This window comes from Frigoribacterium sp. PvP054 (genome assembly GCF_040547465.1).
Lineage (GTDB): Bacteria > Actinomycetota > Actinomycetes > Actinomycetales > Microbacteriaceae > Frigoribacterium.
The window spans coordinates 340,168-358,867 of the sequence record NZ_JBEPPU010000001.1; the positions used below are offsets into that span (position 1 = coordinate 340,168).

Annotated in this window: 16 protein-coding genes; 9 read left to right on the top strand and 7 right to left on the bottom strand. The window is 70.1% G+C overall.

Annotated elements, in window-relative coordinates:
• The first annotated feature begins 24 nt into the window (after positions 1 to 24).
• The 4 genes from ABID81_RS01570 (at position 25) to ABID81_RS01585 (ending at position 4,047) form a co-directional block, all read left to right on the top strand.
• Positions 25 to 1,014 (top strand): GDP-mannose 4,6-dehydratase, encoded by a 990-nt coding sequence (locus ABID81_RS01570; protein WP_354593086.1) that lies wholly within the window; start codon positions 25 to 27, stop codon positions 1,012 to 1,014.
• A gap of 3 nt (positions 1,015 to 1,017) precedes the next feature.
• Positions 1,018 to 1,965, top strand: a complete 948-nt coding sequence (locus tag ABID81_RS01575; RefSeq protein WP_354593087.1) for a GDP-mannose 4,6-dehydratase — start codon at positions 1,018 to 1,020, stop codon at positions 1,963 to 1,965.
• Positions 1,966 to 2,044: 79 nt separating this feature from the next.
• On the top strand, positions 2,045 to 3,184 hold the full coding sequence (locus ABID81_RS01580) for a glycosyltransferase family 4 protein (RefSeq protein ID WP_354593088.1): 1,140 nt from the start codon (positions 2,045 to 2,047) through the stop codon (positions 3,182 to 3,184).
• Positions 3,181 to 4,047 (top strand): glycosyltransferase family 2 protein, encoded by an 867-nt coding sequence (locus ABID81_RS01585; RefSeq protein ID WP_354593089.1) that lies wholly within the window; start codon positions 3,181 to 3,183, stop codon positions 4,045 to 4,047. The genes ABID81_RS01580 and ABID81_RS01585 overlap by 4 nt, the downstream gene beginning before the upstream one ends.
• Before the next feature lie 17 nt (positions 4,048 to 4,064).
• Here the strand turns inward: ABID81_RS01585 and ABID81_RS01590 are convergent, their stop codons facing one another.
• The 5 genes from ABID81_RS01590 to ABID81_RS01610 all read right to left on the bottom strand — a co-directional run bounded on the left by ABID81_RS01590 (position 4,065) and on the right by ABID81_RS01610 (position 8,037).
• Positions 4,065 to 5,309, bottom strand: a complete 1,245-nt coding sequence (locus ABID81_RS01590) for a right-handed parallel beta-helix repeat-containing protein (protein WP_354593090.1) — start codon at positions 5,307 to 5,309, stop codon at positions 4,065 to 4,067.
• A gap of 1 nt (position 5,310) precedes the next feature.
• Positions 5,311 to 5,541 (bottom strand): hypothetical protein, encoded by a 231-nt coding sequence (locus ABID81_RS01595; protein ID WP_194594265.1) that lies wholly within the window; start codon positions 5,539 to 5,541, stop codon positions 5,311 to 5,313.
• 54 nt (positions 5,542 to 5,595) lie between these two features.
• Positions 5,596 to 6,447 carry a M15 family metallopeptidase gene (locus tag ABID81_RS01600; RefSeq protein ID WP_354593091.1) on the bottom strand — a complete coding sequence of 284 codons (852 nt, stop codon included), beginning with the start codon at positions 6,445 to 6,447 and terminating at the stop codon, positions 5,596 to 5,598.
• Positions 6,448 to 6,561: 114 nt separating this feature from the next.
• A complete protein-coding gene (gene rfbA / locus ABID81_RS01605; RefSeq protein ID WP_354593092.1) occupies positions 6,562 to 7,422 on the bottom strand; it encodes a glucose-1-phosphate thymidylyltransferase RfbA in 861 nt (286 codons plus the stop codon).
• A 6-nt stretch (positions 7,423 to 7,428) separates the two neighbouring features.
• A complete protein-coding gene (locus ABID81_RS01610; RefSeq protein WP_354593093.1) occupies positions 7,429 to 8,037 on the bottom strand; it encodes a dTDP-4-dehydrorhamnose 3,5-epimerase family protein in 609 nt (202 codons plus the stop codon).
• A 123-nt stretch (positions 8,038 to 8,160) separates the two neighbouring features.
• Between ABID81_RS01610 and ABID81_RS01615 the strand changes: the two genes are divergently transcribed.
• From ABID81_RS01615 to ABID81_RS01625, 3 genes are read left to right on the top strand one after another with little or no spacing between them, the layout of a single operon-like run.
• Positions 8,161 to 9,513 carry a rhamnosyltransferase WsaF family glycosyltransferase gene (locus tag ABID81_RS01615; protein ID WP_354593094.1) on the top strand — a complete coding sequence of 451 codons (1,353 nt, stop codon included), beginning with the start codon at positions 8,161 to 8,163 and terminating at the stop codon, positions 9,511 to 9,513.
• Positions 9,510 to 11,039 carry a glycosyltransferase family 2 protein gene (locus tag ABID81_RS01620; protein ID WP_354593095.1) on the top strand — a complete coding sequence of 510 codons (1,530 nt, stop codon included), beginning with the start codon at positions 9,510 to 9,512 and terminating at the stop codon, positions 11,037 to 11,039. Before ABID81_RS01615 ends, ABID81_RS01620 begins: the two co-directional genes overlap by 4 nt.
• Positions 11,036 to 13,681: a glycosyltransferase gene (locus ABID81_RS01625; RefSeq protein ID WP_354593096.1), complete on the top strand. Its 2,646-nt coding sequence runs from the start codon at positions 11,036 to 11,038 to the stop codon at positions 13,679 to 13,681. The genes ABID81_RS01620 and ABID81_RS01625 overlap by 4 nt, the downstream gene beginning before the upstream one ends.
• Before the next feature lie 133 nt (positions 13,682 to 13,814).
• Here the strand turns inward: ABID81_RS01625 and ABID81_RS01630 are convergent, their stop codons facing one another.
• Positions 13,815 to 14,495 carry an ABC transporter ATP-binding protein gene (locus ABID81_RS01630; protein ID WP_194594272.1) on the bottom strand — a complete coding sequence of 227 codons (681 nt, stop codon included), beginning with the start codon at positions 14,493 to 14,495 and terminating at the stop codon, positions 13,815 to 13,817.
• Between the two features lie 44 nt (positions 14,496 to 14,539).
• Positions 14,540 to 15,358 carry an ABC transporter permease gene (locus ABID81_RS01635; RefSeq protein WP_354593097.1) on the bottom strand — a complete coding sequence of 273 codons (819 nt, stop codon included), beginning with the start codon at positions 15,356 to 15,358 and terminating at the stop codon, positions 14,540 to 14,542.
• 166 nt (positions 15,359 to 15,524) lie between these two features.
• Between ABID81_RS01635 and ABID81_RS01640 the strand changes: the two genes are divergently transcribed.
• A complete protein-coding gene (locus tag ABID81_RS01640) occupies positions 15,525 to 16,895 on the top strand; it encodes a glycosyltransferase family 4 protein (protein ID WP_354593098.1) in 1,371 nt (456 codons plus the stop codon).
• On the top strand, positions 16,892 to 18,343 hold the full coding sequence (locus ABID81_RS01645; protein WP_354593099.1) for a glycosyltransferase family 2 protein: 1,452 nt from the start codon (positions 16,892 to 16,894) through the stop codon (positions 18,341 to 18,343). The genes ABID81_RS01640 and ABID81_RS01645 overlap by 4 nt, the downstream gene beginning before the upstream one ends.
• Positions 18,344 to 18,700 lie beyond the last annotated feature (357 nt).

The window sequence follows — 18,700 nt, forward strand, 5'->3', positions numbered from 1 at the left end:
CGAAATCAACGTAAGGAACCTGAATTGACCAAGCGCGCCCTCATCACCGGTATCACGGGCCAGGACGGCATGTACCTGAGCCGCCTGCTCCTCTCGAAGGGGTACGAGGTCTACGGCCTCGTCCGCGGCCAGAACAACCCCAAGATCCCCGTGATCAACGAGTGGGCCCCCGAGGTCAAGATCCTCACCGGTGACCTGCTCGACCAGTCGAGCCTGCTGCGCGCGCTCAACAGCGCCCGTCCCGACGAGGTCTACAACCTCGGTGCCATCTCGTTCGTGGCCTACTCGTGGGAGAACGCACAGCTGACCAGCCAGGTCACCGGCCTCGGCGTGCTCAACATCCTCGAGGCGATCCGCCTGTACGCCGGCGACGACATCGGCAAGGTGCGCTTCTACCAGGCGTCGTCGTCCGAGATGTTCGGTCGCGTGCAAGAGGTCCCCCAGCGCGAGACCACCTTGCTGTGGCCGCGCTCGCCGTATGGCGTCGCCAAGGTCTTCGGCCACTACATGACCATCAACTACCGCGAGTCGTACGGCATGCACGCCTCGTCCGGCGTGCTCTTCAACCACGAGTCGCCCCTGCGCGGGCCCGAGTTCGTGACCCGCAAGATCAGCATGGCCGTCGCGCGCATCGCCCTCGGCCTGCAGGACCAGCTCAGCCTCGGCAACCTCGACGCCAAGCGCGACTGGGGCTTCGCCGGCGACTACGTCGAGGCCATGTGGCGCATGCTGCAGCAGGACGAGGCCGACGACTACGTCATCTCGACCGGTGAGACCTACTCGGTGCGTCAGTTCCTCGACATCGCGTTCAACCACGTCGGCATCGCCGACTGGGAGAAGCACGTCTTCCAGGACCCCCAGTTCTTCCGCCCCGCCGAGGTCGACCTGCTGATCGGTGACTCCGCCAAGGCCCGCGAGACCCTCGGCTGGACGCCCGCCACGAAGTTCGAGGAGCTCGTGACGATGATGGTCGACGCCGATCTCGAGCGCGAGAAGGCGACGCAGGGCAAGTAGGGCATGTTGCGCGCCCTCGTCACCGGAATCGCCGGCCAGACCGGCAGCTACCTCGCCGAGAACCTCGTGGCCCGCGGCCTCGAGGTCCACGGCGTCGTCCGGGACGGGGGCGAGGACGCGCCGGTCGCAGACCTGCCGGCCGACGTCGTCCTGCACCGCGGCGACCTGACCGACCTGGCCGGGATGCGCTCCACCGTCCTCGCGGTCCGGCCCGACGTCGTGGTGAACCTCGCGGCGCTCAGCAGCGTCGCGGCCTCGTGGCGCCTGCCCGTCGAGACCGCACAGCTGAACGGCACCGCCGTGGCCGGGTTGCTCGCCGCGGTGGCCGAGCTGCGCGACGGCGGGCACGACGCCGCCTTCGTCCAGGCCTCGAGCGCCGAGATCTTCGGTCAGGCCGGCGTCTCACCGCAGGACGAGACCACGCCGATCGCACCGGTCAACCCGTACGGCGCGGCGAAGGCGTACGCGCACCTGCTCGTCGGGGCCTACCGCGCCGCCGGCATGCGCGCCTCGAGCGTGGTCCTCTACAACCACGAGTCGCCGCGACGGCCCGAGCAGTTCGTCACCCGCAAGATCACCGCCGCGGCGGCCCGCATCGCGCGCGGCGAACAACGCGAGCTCGTGCTGGGCGACCTCACCGTCCGCCGCGACTGGGGCTGGGCGCCCGACTACGCCGAGGCCCTCGCCCTCGTGGCGACGTCCGACACGGCCGACGACTACGTCGTGGCGACCGGCGAGTCGCACAGCATCCAGGACTTCGTCGACGCGGCGTTCGCCCGGGTGGGCATCACCGACACGACCGACCTCGTCCGCAGCGACGCCGAGTTCGTCCGGCCCGCCGACGCCTCCGAGCTGCGCGGCGACGCCTCGAAGATCCGCTCCTCGCTGGGATGGACGCCGACCCGGTCGTTCACCGAGGTCGTCGAGGCGATGGTCGACGCCGACCGCTGATCCGGCGGCGTCACGACCGCCCAGCCCCCCCACCGCCCGTCCGCACCGCACCGCACCGCACCGATCGAGGAGTCCCGTCGTGAGCGTCACCGTCCTCCTCGACGCCACGTCGATCCCCGCCGACTCCGGCGGCGTGGGTCGCTACCTGCGTGAACTCGTCCCGGCGTTGTCCGTGCGCGACGACGTCGTCCTCCACGTGGCCTGCCAGGAACGCGACCTCGAATGGCTGCGCGCGGACGCACCCGCGGCGATCCTGCACCGGGTCTCGCCCCGCACGACCTCGGTCGGCGTGCGCCTGCTGTGGGAACAGCTCGTCCTGCCTCGCCTCGCGCGCCGTCTGGGCGTCGACGTGATCCACTCGCCGCACTACACGATGCCCCTGCTCAGTCGGCGTCGACGGGTGGTCACCCTGCACGACGCGACCTTCTTCTCGCACCCCGAGCTGCACGGGCGACTCAAGGGACCCTTCTTCCGCACCTGGATCCGCCTCGCCGCCCGTCGTGCCGACCGTTGCCTCGCCCCGAGTCAGGCCACCGCCGACGAGGTCGCCCGGTGGGTGACGGGCCGTCTGGCGCCGATCGTCGTGTCGTTCCACGGGGTCGACACCGTGCGGTACTCCCCCGACGCCCGGCGCGACGAGGTCGAGATGCGTGAGCGGTTGGCGATCGGCGAGGGTGGCTACTGCGCGTTCGTGGGCACCATCGAGCCACGGAAGAACGTGGGGCCGCTGCTCGACGCGATCGCCCGGGTGGGCGAGCGGCGGCCCGACCTGGCACCGCGCCTCCTGCTCGCGGGCGGACGCGGCTGGGACGACGCCGTCCTCGCCCGCCTCGAGGCGGCGGGGCCGACGTCGCCCTACCGCTGGCTCGGCTACGTCGACGAGCGACTCCTGCCGGCGTTCGTGGCGTCGTCGACGCTCGTGGCCTACCCGAGCGTGGGCGAGGGTTTCGGCCTGCCGATCCTCGAGGCCCTGGCCAGCGGCGTCCCGGTGGTCACGACCGACCGGCTCGCGGCCCCGGAGGTCGGCGGTGACGTGGCCGTCTACTGCGAGCCCGACGCCGCCTCGCTCGAGGCGACGCTCGAGGCACTGCTCGACGAGGGCGACCGCCGGGCCGAGCTCGGTCGCCGCGGCCGCGAGCGGGCCCTCGGCTTCACCTGGCAGCGGACGGCCGACGAGCACGCCGTGGCCTATCGCGACGCCGCGGGAGGCACCCGATGAGCGAGATCCTCTGCATCACCGTCACCTACTCACCCGGCGACACCCTCGAGACCTTCGTCGACTCGCTCGCGCCGAACGGGTTCCCCCCCGGCCGGGTGCTGGTGGTCGACAACGGGTCGACCGACGGAGCCCCGGAGGCGGTGGCCGCGTCGCACGACGAGGTCACGCTCGTGAGGTCCCCCGGCAACGTCGGGTACGGGCGCGCCGTCAACCTCGGCACCACGTCGGCCACCGCCGACGAACGGTGGTACCTGATCTGCAACCCCGACGTCGTGGCCACGCCCGGGACGGTCGGGGCCCTGCTGGCCGCGGGCCGGGAGAACCCGCGAGCCGGTGCCCTGGGCCCGCGCGTCCTCGACCCCGACGGCACCGTCTACCCGTCGGCCAGGGCACTGCCCTCGATCCGCACCGGCATCGGCCACGCCCTGCTCTCGGGGGTCTGGCCGTCGAACCCCTGGACGCGCCGCTACCAGCAGCGCGACGTGTCGAAGTCGGAGAGCACCGCTGCCGTGGGCTGGCTCTCGGGTGCGTTCCTGCTGGTGCGGCGCGAGGCCTTCGAGGCGGTCGGCGGCTTCGACCCCGACTTCTTCATGTACTTCGAGGACGTCGACCTCGGGCGCCGACTGGCCCGGGCCGGCTGGTCGAACCTCTTCGTCCCCGACGCCGAGGTGATGCACATCGGCGGCGAGAGCACCGCTCGGTCGGCCGACGTCATGATCACGGCCCACCACCGGTCGGCGCACCGCTACATCGCCAAGACCCACCCGGGGCCGCTCTGGCGCCCCGTCGTCGCCGCGGTCGGCCTCGGGCTCCGCGTGCGGGCGCGCGTCACCATCGCGGCGGGGCGCGGGCGGCGAGCGTAGGCGCGACGACGCCCCGGTCAGCGGGCCATGTGGCCGTAGGACGAGCGGATCGTCGCCGAGGCCGCCGTGGCGGTGCAGTTCGCGATCGAGCCCGTGTACGAGAACGGGGTCGCCGTGTCGTTGCGTGCCGTGAAGATGTGGCGAGTCACGCCGAAGTCCTCGCTGATCGGCCGGGCGTACCCGCTCAACAGGGAGTCCTTGACCGCGTTCTTGCCGGGCTGGTCGAGCTGGTAGGTCTTGACCGCCCCGTCGTAGCGACCGGACCCGTTCGGGACGGCGATGATGTTCCGCTGGGCCTCGACCCCTTCTGCTGCGAGACCGATCGTCAGGCCCGACGCTGCGGACAACAGGGTGTTGTACCTGATGGTGACGTTCCGCGGGCTCCCGGACGCCGTCGCAGGGGTGCTCCCGGCGGCCTTGATGTTGGCCCCTCGCGGCGCACCAGCGATCAAGTTCCTCTCGATGAGGCCGCCAGTGGACCAGATGGACGACATGAGATAGATGTTGTGGTCCGTCCCGGCGGCGTCCACGGCTCGGTTGTCGTGGATGCAGTTGCCTCCGATGAGGTAATTGCGCGGCGCCGCAGCCGCCAGCTGGGCGGTCGACCCGGAGGCAGTCGTCGCGTTGACCAGCACGTTGGCCACGCCGCGTGTTCCCTGCACCTCGTTGTTGGTGAACGACCACCCGTCGCCGCCCGACATCAGCACCACCGATTGACCGGTCTGGATGGCCGAGTTGTACGTGAAGCGGATGCCGTTGATGGTCCAGTGGTCCGCCGAAGCCATGATGAGCGTCCCGTTGACCTCGACTCGTTCCCCCGGGCTCGCCTGCAGGACGATGGGACGCTCGGCGGTCCCGCGTTGGAGACCCCATCCGATCGCCTCCGCGTAGACGCCCCCTCGCACGACGATCACGTCGCCGGGCCTGGCTGCCCGGATGCCGGCCTGCACCGTCCGCAACGGCGACGATGCCGTGGGTTCGGGGCACCTGTCCTGATACTGGCCGGCGTTGGCGGGGTCCCTGAGGCAGGCGGCACGGTTGTACTGCTTGTAGGTGTCGGAGCCGGTCGTGGACACGTAGACGTGCCGACCGCCCGGCGACGGCTGACTCAACGAGCGCGCTCCGACGCCGTAGGACACGGCTGCCGCCGAGGCGGCTGCCGCCCCGGCCAATGGCGCGCCCGAGATGCCTCCGCCGAGGACCGTCGCGATGACCACGACCGTCGCGGCCAGCAGACGTGAGCGATGGCCGGCCGGGGTCATGTCAGCGACCGGACCAGTCGGCACCGGTCTTCAGGGCGGTGCGAGGGATCGAGAGGGAGCTGAGGGCGGCGTAGAAGCCGGCGGCGTTCAGGTTCTTGTACTGGACCCCGACCGCCTGCATGGCGTTCACCATCTCCATGGTGGTCATGTGCCGGAGCGACCGGACGCCGACCATGCAGACGTAGCCGCTTCCCACCTCGGGCAGGTTGTCGGTGCAACGGATGATGAGCATGTGGAAGTCCTTCGATTCGTGTCGGGCGTGTCGGTCGTGTCGGTCGGGTGCGCGTCAGCGACGCCAGTAGTCCGCGTCCTGGGTGAGTGCCGAGCGAGCGATGCCCAGCGAGTTGATGATCGCGTAGAACTGGTTGCGGTCCACCTCGTAGAACGGGGTGCCGGCGACGCGCATCGCGTTGATCATGTCGATGGTCGACAGGTGTCGCAGGCTGCGGACGCCCACGAGGGCCGTGTAGCCGAGCGCCTGTTCGCTGAGGGCCTGCTTGGCCCGGATGATGATGACCTCGGAGTCCGCGTCGACCTGCAGCGGGATGTCACCGACGTAGGCCGGGGTGTAGTCGAAGTGCCAGGGCTCGGGCCGGCTGAAGGAGTTGCCCGTGGGCATCCAGCCGTACGACGGCGCGTTCGCGTCCATCCACCGTTTGGCCGCCGAGCCGGCCGTGGCGACACCGGCACCGAAGTCGCAGGCGATGCCCCAGCCGTGGTTCGAGGTGCCGGGGTAGGCCGCGAGGTTGCCGGTGCCGGCCTGGTAGGCGTTCCAGTAGTCGACCTGACGGGAGTACGCGCGGTACCCCTCGGTGATGGCCAGGGGACGACCGACGGCGTTCGAGAAGGCGAGGCTGAGGGCGAGGTACTGGCGCGCGGCGTCGGTGCGGAGGTACCCCGAGCCGGCCACGGTCGCCGACACCGGCGTGAGGGCCCTGGCCGGGATGTTGCCGTTGGAGTACCCGCCCCAGGCGCTCAGTTCGGCCACGGCGAGTGCCTCGGCGATGCTGTCCGTGGCGGCGGAGGTCTCGCCGAGGCTGACCGACGCGTGCGCGGCGTCGGGCCGCAGCACGGAGGCCGCGCCGGTGGCGACGACGGAGGCGGCAGCGAGCGAGAGCAAGTGGCGGCGATGGATCATGCGCCCGATCTTGTCCCCCGGCTCTGCCTGATCAACAGAGGAGTCCATACTCCGAAGATCGCACGGATGCCAGCATCCGACCACCCCCCGTGCGGGAGTCGGCAAGAAGGAGGACTAGCCCAGCAACCCCATGAGGTACGCCCCGTAACCACTCTTGACCAGGGGTTTCGCGAGCCGACGCAGCTGCTCGTCGTCGATCCAGCCACGGCGCCAGGCGAGTTCTTCGATGCACCCGATCTTGTACCCCTGACGGTGTTCGATGACGCGGACGTACTCGGACGCCTGCATCATCGACTCGTGGGTGCCGGTGTCGAGCCAGGCGGTGCCCCGGTCGAGCACCTGCACCTGCAGCTTGCCCGCCTCGAGGTAGCGCTCGTTGATCGTCGTGATCTCGAGCTCGCCCCGTGAGCTCGGCTCGATGCCCTTCGCGATCTCGACGACGGAGTTGTCGTAGAAGTAGAGGCCCGGGACGGCGTAGTTGCTCTTGGGGTTCTCGGGCTTCTCCTCGATGGAGCGCGCCGTGAAGGTCTCGTCGAAGTCGACGACGCCGTAGGCCCGGGGGTTCGACACGTGGTAGGCGAAGATGACGCCGCCGTCGGGATCGGTGTTGGCCCGGAGGTTCGAGCCGAGCCCGACCCCGTGGAAGATGTTGTCGCCGAGCACGAGGGCGACCTTCTCGTCGCCGATGAACTCCTCGCCGATGATGAACGCCTGGGCCAGGCCGTCGGGTGACGGCTGGATGGCGTAGGTCAGTTCGATGCCGAGGTCGGACCCGTCGCCGAGGAGGCGCTGGAACTGGGGCGCGTCGTCGGGGGTCGTGATGATGAGGATCTCGCGGATGCCGGCCGACAGCAGCGTCGACAGGGGGTAGTACACCATCGGCTTGTCGTAGATCGGCATCAACTGCTTCGAGATGCCCTTGGTGATCGGGTAGAGACGTGTGCCGGACCCGCCGGCGAGGATGATTCCGCGCATGTCTGCCTAGTTCTCGGTTCGGAGCTGCTGGTAGAAGGCCTGGCACTCGTCCCAGGTGGGCAGGAGGCCGAGGCTCTCGGCCTCGCCCAGGGTGGGCGCCGACGTGTCCTTCGGGGAGAGGAGGATCTCGCCGATGTCGTCGGGGAAGACGAGCCCGATGTCGGAGTCGAGGACGCTGAGGCCCTTCTCTCGCTCGGGGTTGAAGGTCTCGGTGACGAGGTAGTTGACGGTCGCCCCCTCGGTCAGCGCGACGATGGCGTGCCCGAGCCCCTCGGAGAGGTAGACGGCGCGCCGGTCGACGTCGTCGATGACGACGGAGTCCCACTGGCCGAAGGTCGGCGAGCCGACCCGGATGTCGACGACGAAGTCGATGAAGGCGCCCTTGGGGGCCGAGACGTACTTGGCCTGGCTCGGCGGCACGAGCGCGTAGTGGATGCCCCGCGCGACGCCCCGCGCCGACACCGACGTGTTGGTCTGCTTGAGGTCGAGCGGGTGGCCGACGACGTCCTGCAACACGTCGTAGCGGTACTGCTCGAAGAAGACGCCGCGGTCGTCACCGTGTTGCTTCGGGGTGAACTCCCAGGCGCCGGGGATGGCCAGTTCTCGCGTCTGCACCGGTGGAGTCTACAAGCACCCCGGCGTCCCCCGGGCTCGAGCCGCGCATCGATAGACTCCTCCCGGCCCGTCGCCGCAGGCACGGGTGTACCGAGAGACGCGAGGGGAAGCGCCGCGAGTTCCATGGACACCGCCAAGATCCGCCGACTCGTCACCGACCTGGTGCGGGTCAACAGGGACTACCTGACGCGCCCCGAGTTCCGCAACGCCGCTCGCGAGCGCCTCGTCGCGGTCGACAACTCCCCGGTCTCGCGTGCCGAGGCCGCGCTCGTCGACGACGCCGCCCTCCCCTATCTGCACCTCGTCGAGACGAGCACCGCCCTCGCCGGGATCACCGTCTCGCACGACGCGGAGCCCCACCTCGACCTGGTCGTCGGCGAGATCCGGCCGGACGCGACCTTCGCCGGCATCTCGACGGCGCTGTCGGTCGGCCGGACCCTCGCGGCCGAACTCGGACTGCCCCTGCGCATCGTCATGGTGTCGTACACGACCTCCGGCAACTCGTCCGCCGCGGCCCAGGCCTTCGTCGGGGCGCGCTTCCCCGACGTCGAGGCCAGGGTGGTCGCGCGGGAGGACCTCCCGTCGATCCGGTTCTCGCCCGACGACTCGTGGCTCGTCACCCACTGGAAGACCGCCCACGCCGTCGACGTCGCGACCCGCAGCGGACGCATCGCCCGCGAGCGGGTCGCCTACCTCGTCCAGGACTACGAGCCCGGGTTCAGCCCCTGGTCGACCGAGTACGCGGTCGCGGCCTCGACGTACCGACGGGGGTTCCAGCCCATCGTCAACTCGACGCCCCTCCGCGCCTACCTCGAGAAGCAGCAAGGCCTCACCGTCGACGACGACCTGGTGTTCGCCCCCGACCTCGACCTCGACCTCCTCCGCCGCGTCGCCGCGAAGCGGTCGGCGGGCGAGACGACGCGCGTGTTGTTCTACGGACGTCCGAGCAAGCACCGCAACCTCTTCCGGCTCGGGGTGGCGGCGCTCAAGATCGCCGCCCGAGAGCTCGCCGCCTCGGGCCACCCGGTCGAGTTCGTGTCGGCCGGCGAGCTCCACGGCGACACGGATCTCGGCGGCGGCCACACCCTGCGGAGCGTGGGCACCCTGCCCTGGGACGACTACTTCGACCTCCTGGCGTCGACGAACGTCGTCCTGTCGTTGCAGTACAGCCCCCACCCGAGCCACCCGCCCTTCGACGCGGCCGTCTCGGGCGCCCTGGCCGTCACGAACGAGTTCGACGGCACCCGCTCGGGCCTGCACGACCGCATCGACGCCGTGGCCGCCGAGCCGGAGGCCCTGGCCGCGGCCGTCGTCTCGGCCGTCCGGCGGAACGCCGCGGAGGGCCCAGGGGCCTTCGCCGACCTCGCACCCGGTGCACTCGGCGGCACCCTCGCCTCCGCCGTCCGGTCGGCTGCCGAGCGCCTGACCGCCGCACGACCCGAGTCCGACGGCAGCCGTCGAGGAGGAACCCCGTGAGCACCTCCCCCGTCCAGACGTCCCCGGGCGTCACCGTCGTCGTCCCGGTCTACGGAGACCTGCCGTCCCTGCTCGACTGCATCGCGTCCCTCCTCGACCACGTCGACACCTCGCGGCACCGCGTCCTGCTCGTCAACGACTGCGGGCCGGACGCCGACGCGATCGAACGCGCCGTCCTCGAAGCCGTCGCCGGCCGTGACGGGTTCCGCTACGAACGCAACGACCGGAACCTCGGTTTCGTGGGCACCTGCAACCGGGCCGTGACCGAGCTCGACACCTCCGACCGCGACGTGCTGCTCTTGAACAGCGACACCGTCGTCACCGCCGGGTTCGTCGACGAGATGCTCGAGGTCCTCCTGGCGGCACCCGAGCACGGGGTCGTCTGCGCCCGCAGCAACAACGCCACGATCGCCAGCCTGCCGTTCCGCCAGGTGTCCCCCGCCGAGCGCTCGTTCGAACGCACCCTGCAGGTCGCCGCCGAGATCGTCCCCGTCCTGCCCCGATGGTACGTCTCGCCCGTGGCCATGGGCTTCTGCTTCCTGACGCGACGCGACCTGATCCGACGGTTCGGCCTGTTCGACGACGAGTTCGCCCCCGGGTACGGCGAGGAGAACGACTACTGCCTGCGCCTCAACGAGCACGGGTACCTCGCGCTGGTCGCGAACCGGGCCCTCGTGCTGCACGCCGGGTCCAAGAGCTTCGTCGGGGCGCGTCGGAACACCCTTCGTGACGCCCACCAGAAGAAGCTCGAGGCCCGGTACCCCTTCTACGGGTCGGCGACGGCCGCGTTCCTGCGGCACGACGTGCACCCCGCCGATCGGTTCGCCGACGCGCTCGTCCCGGGCGCCGCTCGGGACACAATGACGATCGACCTGCGGGGTGCGGCCGCCGCGGGTCTCGACGACGCACGACGCGACGGCGTCGTCACCCGCGCCTCCCGGGCCCTCGGCGACGCGTTCGCCCTCGAGCTCCTGGTCGACGACGAGGCGGTGTCGGCGGTGTCGGCCCTGGCTCCGACCGCGGTCGTGCGGAGCGACGCGCCGGACGACCAGATCGGCTCGCTCGGGCTGCTCGTCGACGGCCTCGTCGACGGTGACCGACTGCTGCAGGCCCACCGCCGGTACGCCGTCTGGGCGAGCCTCGACCTCGGGCTCTCCGCGCAGCCGGTCCGCTGGAGCGTCGACGGCCCCGCCGCCGGACGCCGCCTCACGGGTGCCGCGGTCGGCGACCACGCCGCGTTCACCGTCACCGACGACGGAGGCGCGGACGCGTCGCCGTGGACCTCCCTGCCCCGGCAGTGGTCGCGTCACCGGGCCACGCCCCTCGCCGACCGCGTGGCCGCGCTGCAGCGGCGAGCCGATCGGATCGGCCTCGCCGACGCCGTGGCGCACCGGTCGGCCTCGACGGACGCTCGGCGCCTGCACCGCTATCGTGACGAGCTCAACCAGCTGAAGGCCAGCCGCAGCTACAAGCTCGCGTCGGTCATCGGACGTGTCGCGTCGCGACTGCCCCGGGGCCGCTCGTGACCGGGCCCGACCGTCGGTCCGTCCCGGCGCTCGTGCGTCGCTCGCTCGCGAGGTTCCGACCCGAGCCGAAGCCGCTCACGGTCGAGGACCGCCTCAAGCGCTGGGCCGACCGCGTCGTCGAGTTCGACCTGGTCGACCGTCCGTACGTCGAGGCGATCACCGGCCGCCCGTTCGGGTCGGACGCCGAGGCGGCCCGCTTCGTCATCATCGGCGACGGCGGGCGTGGGCTCACCCTGTCGCCCCTCGTCGAGCCCGAGTGGCTGCAGGCCCAGCTCACCGACCCGAGGACGAGCTGGTTCGACTTCCTGCACCAGGAGGACGACCGGCTCGTCGAGACGGGTCCCGTCTTCGACGCCGCCGCCTACGTCGGCTCCCTGCCCGAGGCCGACCGCCCCCGGACGACGCTGGACGCCCTGCGGCACTTCCTCGCCCACGCCCGCCCCGAGACGCTGCTGCCGACCCCCGCCGGACGCCTCGGTGACGCGCCGACCTGGGCGGAGCACCGCGAGGCGGCCCTCGCCCGGGCCCGGTCGTTCGCCGCCGACCAGGTGCGCACCCGCCGCCGGTACCGGTCGACCTGGGACGGACTCGACGCTCCAGCGGCCCGTTCTCGCTACCGCCGGGGGCTCGAGAGAGCCGCGGCCGAGCCGCCGGTCGTCTCCGTCGTGCTGCCGACGCGTGACCGGGCCGACTCGCTGCGGGCGGCCATCGCCTCGGTCCGGGCGCAGACCTGGTCGTCGTGGCAGCTCGTCGTGGTCGACGACGGCTCGACGGACGGCACGGCCGACCTCCTGGCGGAAGCAGCCCGAGACGACCCCCGCATCGTCCCGCTCGCGCAGGCGTCGCTCGGCGCGGGTGCGGCGCGGAACACCGGTCTCGCGGCGGCCACGGGTGGTGTGGTGGCCTTCCTCGACTCGGACAACGCGTGGTACCCGACGCACCTCGAGATCGCGGTCGCGGCCCTGCTCGAGACGGGGGCCGCCGCCGTGCACACCGGCCTGCGGATGCGCGGGCTCAACGACCCCGCCGCACGGGACGGTGCCCCCGTCGAGACGTACCGTGGCGAGGACGGCACCTGGGAGGACCTCCTCGCCGGCAACTTCATCGACCTCAACGCCCTGGTCGTGACCCGTGAGGCCGCGGACGCGGTGGGCGCCTTCGACCTGCGGCTCAAGCGGTGGATCGACTACGACTACGTCCTGCGCCTCGCCCGGGCACACGGCGTGCCCACCTACGTGCCCCACCTCGGCGTCGACTACGACAACTCGCACGACGGCGGCCGCATCTCGTCGACCCACCCGGCCTCCTGGCAGGACGTCGCCGTGGCACCCCACCTGATCGACTGGACCGCCCTCGAGGCGTCGGCGGGCGACCGCTCGGACGACCGCGTGTCGATCGTCATGCCCGTCTACCGCGACTGGAAGCTCACCCGACGAGCCGTGGAGGCGGTGCTCGCGTCGGACGACGGAGCCCCGGGCGTCGAGGTGGTCCTGATCGACAACGCCTCCGGACGGTCCGTCTCGGCGATCCTCGACAGCTGGTTCGGCGGTGACGACCGCGTGACGGTCCACCGGCAGGCCCGCAACCTCAACTTCGGCCTCGGCAGCGACGTGGGGCTCGCCCTGAGCACGGGCTCGCGGGTGGTCATGCTGAACAACGACACCGAGGTGCGCCCGGGCTGGCTGGCCCCGCTGCTCGCCGCCCTCGACGACGAGGACGTCCTCGGGGCGCAGCCGCTCCTGCTCTACCCGGACGGCACGGTCCAGGCCGCCGGAACGGTGTTCGGCGGGGACAAGGTCATGCCCTGGCACTTCCTCGCCCACCACCCACGCCTCGACGTCGACCGCGCGGACGCCCGACGGTTCGCGGCCGTGACGGCGGCGGCCGCGGCCTTCCGGGCGCGCGACCTCATCAGGTGGCGGGGCTTCGACCCCGTCTTCGCCAACGGGCTCGAGGACGTCGACCTGTGCCTGCGAGCACTCGACGACCGCCCGGGGTCGCACTTCGCCGTCGTGCTCGAGTCGGTCGTCGTGCACCACGAGAGCACGTCGCCCGGGCGCGACGACGCCCGGCTCGTCAACCGCCGGCTGTTCGACGAGCGGTGGCGCGGACGCTACCCCGACCTCGACGTCGCGGGCTACGAGGCGGCCGGGCTCCGCCTGGTGGGCATCGAGGCCGGCGAGCCGCGAGGGCACGACGTCATGGTCAGGTCGTCCCGTCCCCTGGTCGAACGCGCCCCGCGCTCGGGCCCCTGGGAGCGCGACGGCCTCCGCTGGGCCCTCAAGGCCGACCTCTCGGACACCCGGGCCGCCGCCGCCTGCGCGCGCCTCCGGGGCTACCTCGTCTTCCACGGGCACGACGTCGTCGTCGACGACGTCGCGGCGTTCTACCGGTCGTCGTGCTCGATCGACGACGTCGCCGTGCTCGTCGCGACGGCCGAGGGCGCGCCCCGCTTCGTTCCCCAGCCCGGCGCGGTCAACGCCGTCTGGCTCGACGAGGACGGCCGGGTGGACGACCTGACCCGCGCCTCCTTCTCGGTCCTGGCCGGTCCGGGGGCGGGTGACGACCACCCGGCGGTGAGCGGACGCTCCGCGATCGTCCTCGACCAGCTGCGCGCCGTCGCCGCCGAGGCCTCGTCGTGAGGACCGTCACGACGCTGGGGGTGTTCCCGGTCTCGGGTGACGAGCCTGCCCCGCGAGTCGTCCAGGGGCGAGGAGGCGCGGGCCCGGCCCGGTTCGCCTGACCGGGGCGCATGACGGGACGGTGCGGCCGTGATCAGACGGTGCTCGTGTAGGCGGCGATCACGTCCGAGGCGTCACCGGTCTCGACCAGCCTCCCGGAGTCGAGCCAGGCGACCTGGTCGCACATGTCCTTCACCGTTCCCATCGAGTGGGACACGAGAATGACCGTCTGCCCGTCTCGCTTCATCTCACGGAACTTGGTGCGGCAGCGCTTCTGGAAGGTCGCGTCGCCCACCGAGAGGACTTCGTCCACGACGAGGATGTCGGGGGTGACGCTGACGGCGACCGAGAAACCCAGGCGCACGTACATGCCCGACGAGTAGTTCTTGACCGGTTGGTCGATGAACTTCTCGACTCCGGAGAACGACACGATGTCGTCGAACTTGCCCAGGATCTCTTTCCTGGACATGCCGAGGATCGACCCGTTGAGGAAGATGTTCTCGCGCCCCGACAGCTCTGGGTGGAAACCGCTGCCCACTTCGAGGAGGCTCGCCTGTCTGCCGTTCGCCGTGATCACGCCCGCGTCGGGTTGCAAGATCTTCGCGAGGCACTTGAGCAACGTGGACTTGCCCGACCCGTTCCTCCCGATCAGCCCGAAGGTGGACCCGCTGGGCACTTCGAACGACACGTCGTTGAGGGCCCAGTAGTCCTCGTGGACGCTCCTCCGCCCACGCATCAAGGCGGACTTCAGTGAGTTGTTGTGTTCGTGGTACATGCGAAAACGCTTGGACACGTCATCGACGACGACGGCGGGAGTTGTCACAGGAGCTCTGCCAGTTTCTTCTCGTTCTTCGAGAACGCGAGGAACCCCACCGCGAACGTCACGGCAGCTGCGAGGAAGCAGAAGACGAAATCGGTCGGGTCAGGCCAACGGTTGTCGTAGAGGAAATTCCGGAACACCTCGACGAAGCGTTCCATGGGGTTGAGTCGGTAGACGGTGAGTATCCAGGACCCGTACTTCGCGGACGCTTCTTCGACCAGGTCGATGGGGTAGATGATCGGTGTGAGGTACATCCACATCTGCAAGACGATGCTGACGAGGTGCTGCATGTCCCTGAAGTAGACGTTGATGATGGAGAACAGCATCGCGAAGCCGGCAGCGAACAACGCCAGCAACGCCATCATCAGGACGAGCAGCGGCAACCATGGCAACAGGCGCGATCCGAAGACCAGGAGCGCCAGACTGAGGACGCCCATCTCGATGAGCCAGGTGAAGCCCACCGAGCCGACGGTCGAGAGCGGCAACGCGATGCGCGGGAAGTACACCTTCTTGATCAGCGACCCGTTCGCGACGATGGACGACATGCCACCGTTGACGACCCTGGTGAAGAACATCCACGGCAGGAGTCCGCACATCAACCAGAGGGGGTAGATCGTGATGCCGCTGGGATCACCGGTGACGACGCGGGCGCGGAAGATGAACGAGAAGACGATCGTGTAGACCAGCATCGTCGCCAAGGGGTTGATCAGCGACCAGAGCTGTCCGAAGACGGTCCGCCGGTACTTGCCCTTGACCTCGCGGATCGTCAGGTTCGCCAACAGTTCGCGCGACGAGACGAGCTCGGAGATGTAGGACATGCGTTCCGCTTCCGATGCGATCCTGCAGGCATCGATGTTAGAGGTCAGGGATCGAGACATTCTCGCACGACCGAGGGGCGCCCTTCACCTGCGCACCGCTCGTCCCGTGCCGCACGTAAGCCGTTCCCATACCGAGAGACATGAGGAGGACTTATAGACTTGTCCCGTGCGCGTCATCTTCCTGAACCACAGCACCGCGCCGGTCAACTTGGGCGGGGCCGAGCGATCGTTGCTCCGTCTCGTCGAGGAGTGGTCGGCGCTCCGACCCGACTTCGAACCCTTCTTCATCACCAAGGCCCCCGCCGGGCAGTTCATCGCAGCTCTGAGGGATCGCGGATTGCCGTTCGAGGCGATCCGCTTCCGCGGGTGGGCACTGCCGAGCAAGCAACCGGCGCCACCCAGCGAGGTCGCGACCTTCGCCGCCACCGACTACGCGGCCGTCAGGAAGATGATCCAGGTCATGGAACGGATGCGTCCTGATCTCGTGGTCACCAACACCCTCGTCGCCCCGTGGGCGGCCCTGGCGGCCGCCAGCCTCGGCATACCTCACGCGTGGTTCGTGCGCGAATACGGCGATCTGGACCACGGACTCAACTTCCAGACGGGTCGGGCGTCGACCCTGCACGACATCGGACTGCTGTCCCAGGCGGTCGTGACGAACTCGTTCGCGGTTCGGGAACACCTCGCCGAGTACATCGACGCCGAGAAGATCACCGTCGCCTACCCGCAGGTCGATCTCGACAGGGCACTCGAGCAGTCGCTCGACGAGGCGGCCGTGCCTGCCTTCCCTCAGGCGAACCCGGGCTTGAAGATCACCGTCGTGGGCCGCGTGGAGCACGGCAAGGGCCAGCATCGAGTGGTCGACGCCCTGGGCTCCCTCCGAGCGGCAGGGATCACGGCCTCCCTGTGCATCGTCGGTTCGTGGACCCAGCCCGGCTACGACCTGGAGCTCCTCGATCGAGCCAAGGGCCTCGGCGTGGCAGACCACGTGGTCTTCGTCGGCGAGCAGAGCAACCCCTTTCCCTTCATCGCGGCCGCCGACGTGGCCGTCACCCCGTCGACCATCGAGGCCTTCGGGCGTTCGACGCTCGAGTACATGGCAGTGGGTCGCCCCGTCGTGGCCTCGTCCTCCGGCGGGAGCGCCGAGCTGGTGGAGGTCGGGGTGACGGGCAGCCTCTTCGACATCGACGAACCCTCGACCCTGTTCGATGCACTCAGGGTGTACGCCGACTCCCCTGATCTCGCCGACGAACACGGGAAGGCGGGCGCGCTCAGTATCCGCCAGTTGCTCTCGGGTGAGTTGGGCAACGGGCCGGTCGTCGACCGACTCGAAGGACTCGGAGGCGGCCCGTCCTACCGCCTCCCGGACCTGGCACGCTACTGGTTCGCCCTCCCCGAGGCGTTCTCGGCCGTGGGCGCCACCTCCTCCAAGATGTTGGTCGGTCTCGTCGTCTCTCGACTTCGATCACGCACCGGACTGGTCGGCCGGACGCTGAGACGGCCCCGGGTCACGGTCCGGCGACTGCTCGACCGATGACGTCACTGCCCCCGCGCCGCTCGGTCACCGTCGTCGTGCCGCTCTACGACGACCTGCCCGGCATCGAGGCCTGCCTGGCCTCCCTCGTCGAGAACGTCGACTTCACCCTCGACCGAGTTCTCCTCACGAACGACGCCGGTCCCCTCGCCGACGAGATCGAGGCCAGAGTCGACGAGCTGATCGGTGATCACGTCGGATTCAGCTACCACCGAAACCCTCGGAACCTCGGCTTCGTCGGCAACTGCAACCAGGCCGTGCTGGAACTCGACTCGACCGGCAACGACGTCTTGCTGCTCAACAGCGACACCGTGACGACCAGGGGTTTCATCGACGAACTCGCGGCCGTGCTGGCGCTCTCTCCCGACCACGGAGTCGTGACCGCGCGCAGCAACAACGCGACGATCGCGAGCCTTCCGCACCGGCTGAGGGATGCGGGGTCGCCTCGGTCACCCTCACGGACGCGTCGTACCCACGCTGCCGTGGCAGCTCTCCTGCCGCGGTTCACCATCGCCCCCGTTGCCATGGGCTTCTGCTACCTGGTGCGGCGGGAGCTCATCGACGAGTACGGGTTCTTCGACGAGACCTTCGCCCCCGGTTACGGCGAGGAGAACGACTTCTGCCTGAGGGTCGGTCTGGACGGTCACTCCTCGGTCCTCGCCAACCGGGCGTTGGTGTTCCACGTCGGTTCGACGAGCTTCAGCAGCGACCTGGCACCGCGACTGCGCTTCGGACACGAGAAGATCCTGGTCGAGCGGTATCCGTTCTACGTGGCTGCGCAACAGATGTTCTTCCACCGCGACAGGGATCCGGTCGACACGTTCGCCGACGTCTTCGCGCCGGAGGACGACTCGGTGCGAGTCGCCCTGACGAGCCCCGTCACCGACCGGCCCGACTGGGACGCCCTCTCGCGGGCACTCGCGGACGTCGGCCCCGGAACGGAGTGCACGGTCGTCGTGCCGAGACGATGGACGAGGGGCGCTCGACGACGGTTCAAGGGTGTCGACGTGACCGACAGGGCAACGACCCGAGCCGTGTTCGACGTCGCCGTGCACGTCGGCCGGCTCGACGACGTTCCTGCCGCCCTCGCCCTGAACGACCTCTCACCTCGATGGCTGGTCGTGGAAGGGCCCGAGAAGGTGGGGACGTCCTCTCGCGGTGCCCGGCCGCCCGGCGGCTCCGGCATCCACCACGTCCTGGAGGAGTTCATCGACGCCTCACCAGGACGAGGTGAGCCACGGCCCCTCGGGGTCATCCTCGCTGCTCTGAGTCGTGCTCCGATCGACGCAGAGCGGCTGCGTCGTCGCTGGGACGTCGTGATCGGACTCGCGACGGAGGCCGGTGTCATCACGTATCCGCGCCGAGCGAGCGTCCGCCGCAGGGCGGCACTCGCCTTCGCGTCGCGATGGCCCCAGCTCGCGGACTCCGCGCGGAAGGCTCTCGGTCGATGACCTCCACCTCGCACGATCAGGCAGGTGCTCGATGAGGGCCACGGCCCTTCCGGCCCGGGACGCCGGAGGCGATCGTGACGTGCATCGGTCCTCATGCCGACGGCAAGCTCGAGATGCCAGGGCGAGCCGCCCGGACGGGCTCCTCGTGGCCGTGCCGGAGTCGCGCTCGTGACGCGACGTCGAACCGACGGACTCGAGGTCGTGCGAAGGCGAGCGTGTAGCGTCTCCTTCCACGACGATCGACCCAGGCTCTCGTCGAGGCGCGGGACGGGGCCGGGGCGGACCGAACCGGGGGGCAAGCCACGGGCCGGAGTCGAGACCGTCTTGGACGGCATCGCCAGATCGATGGGAGAAGAA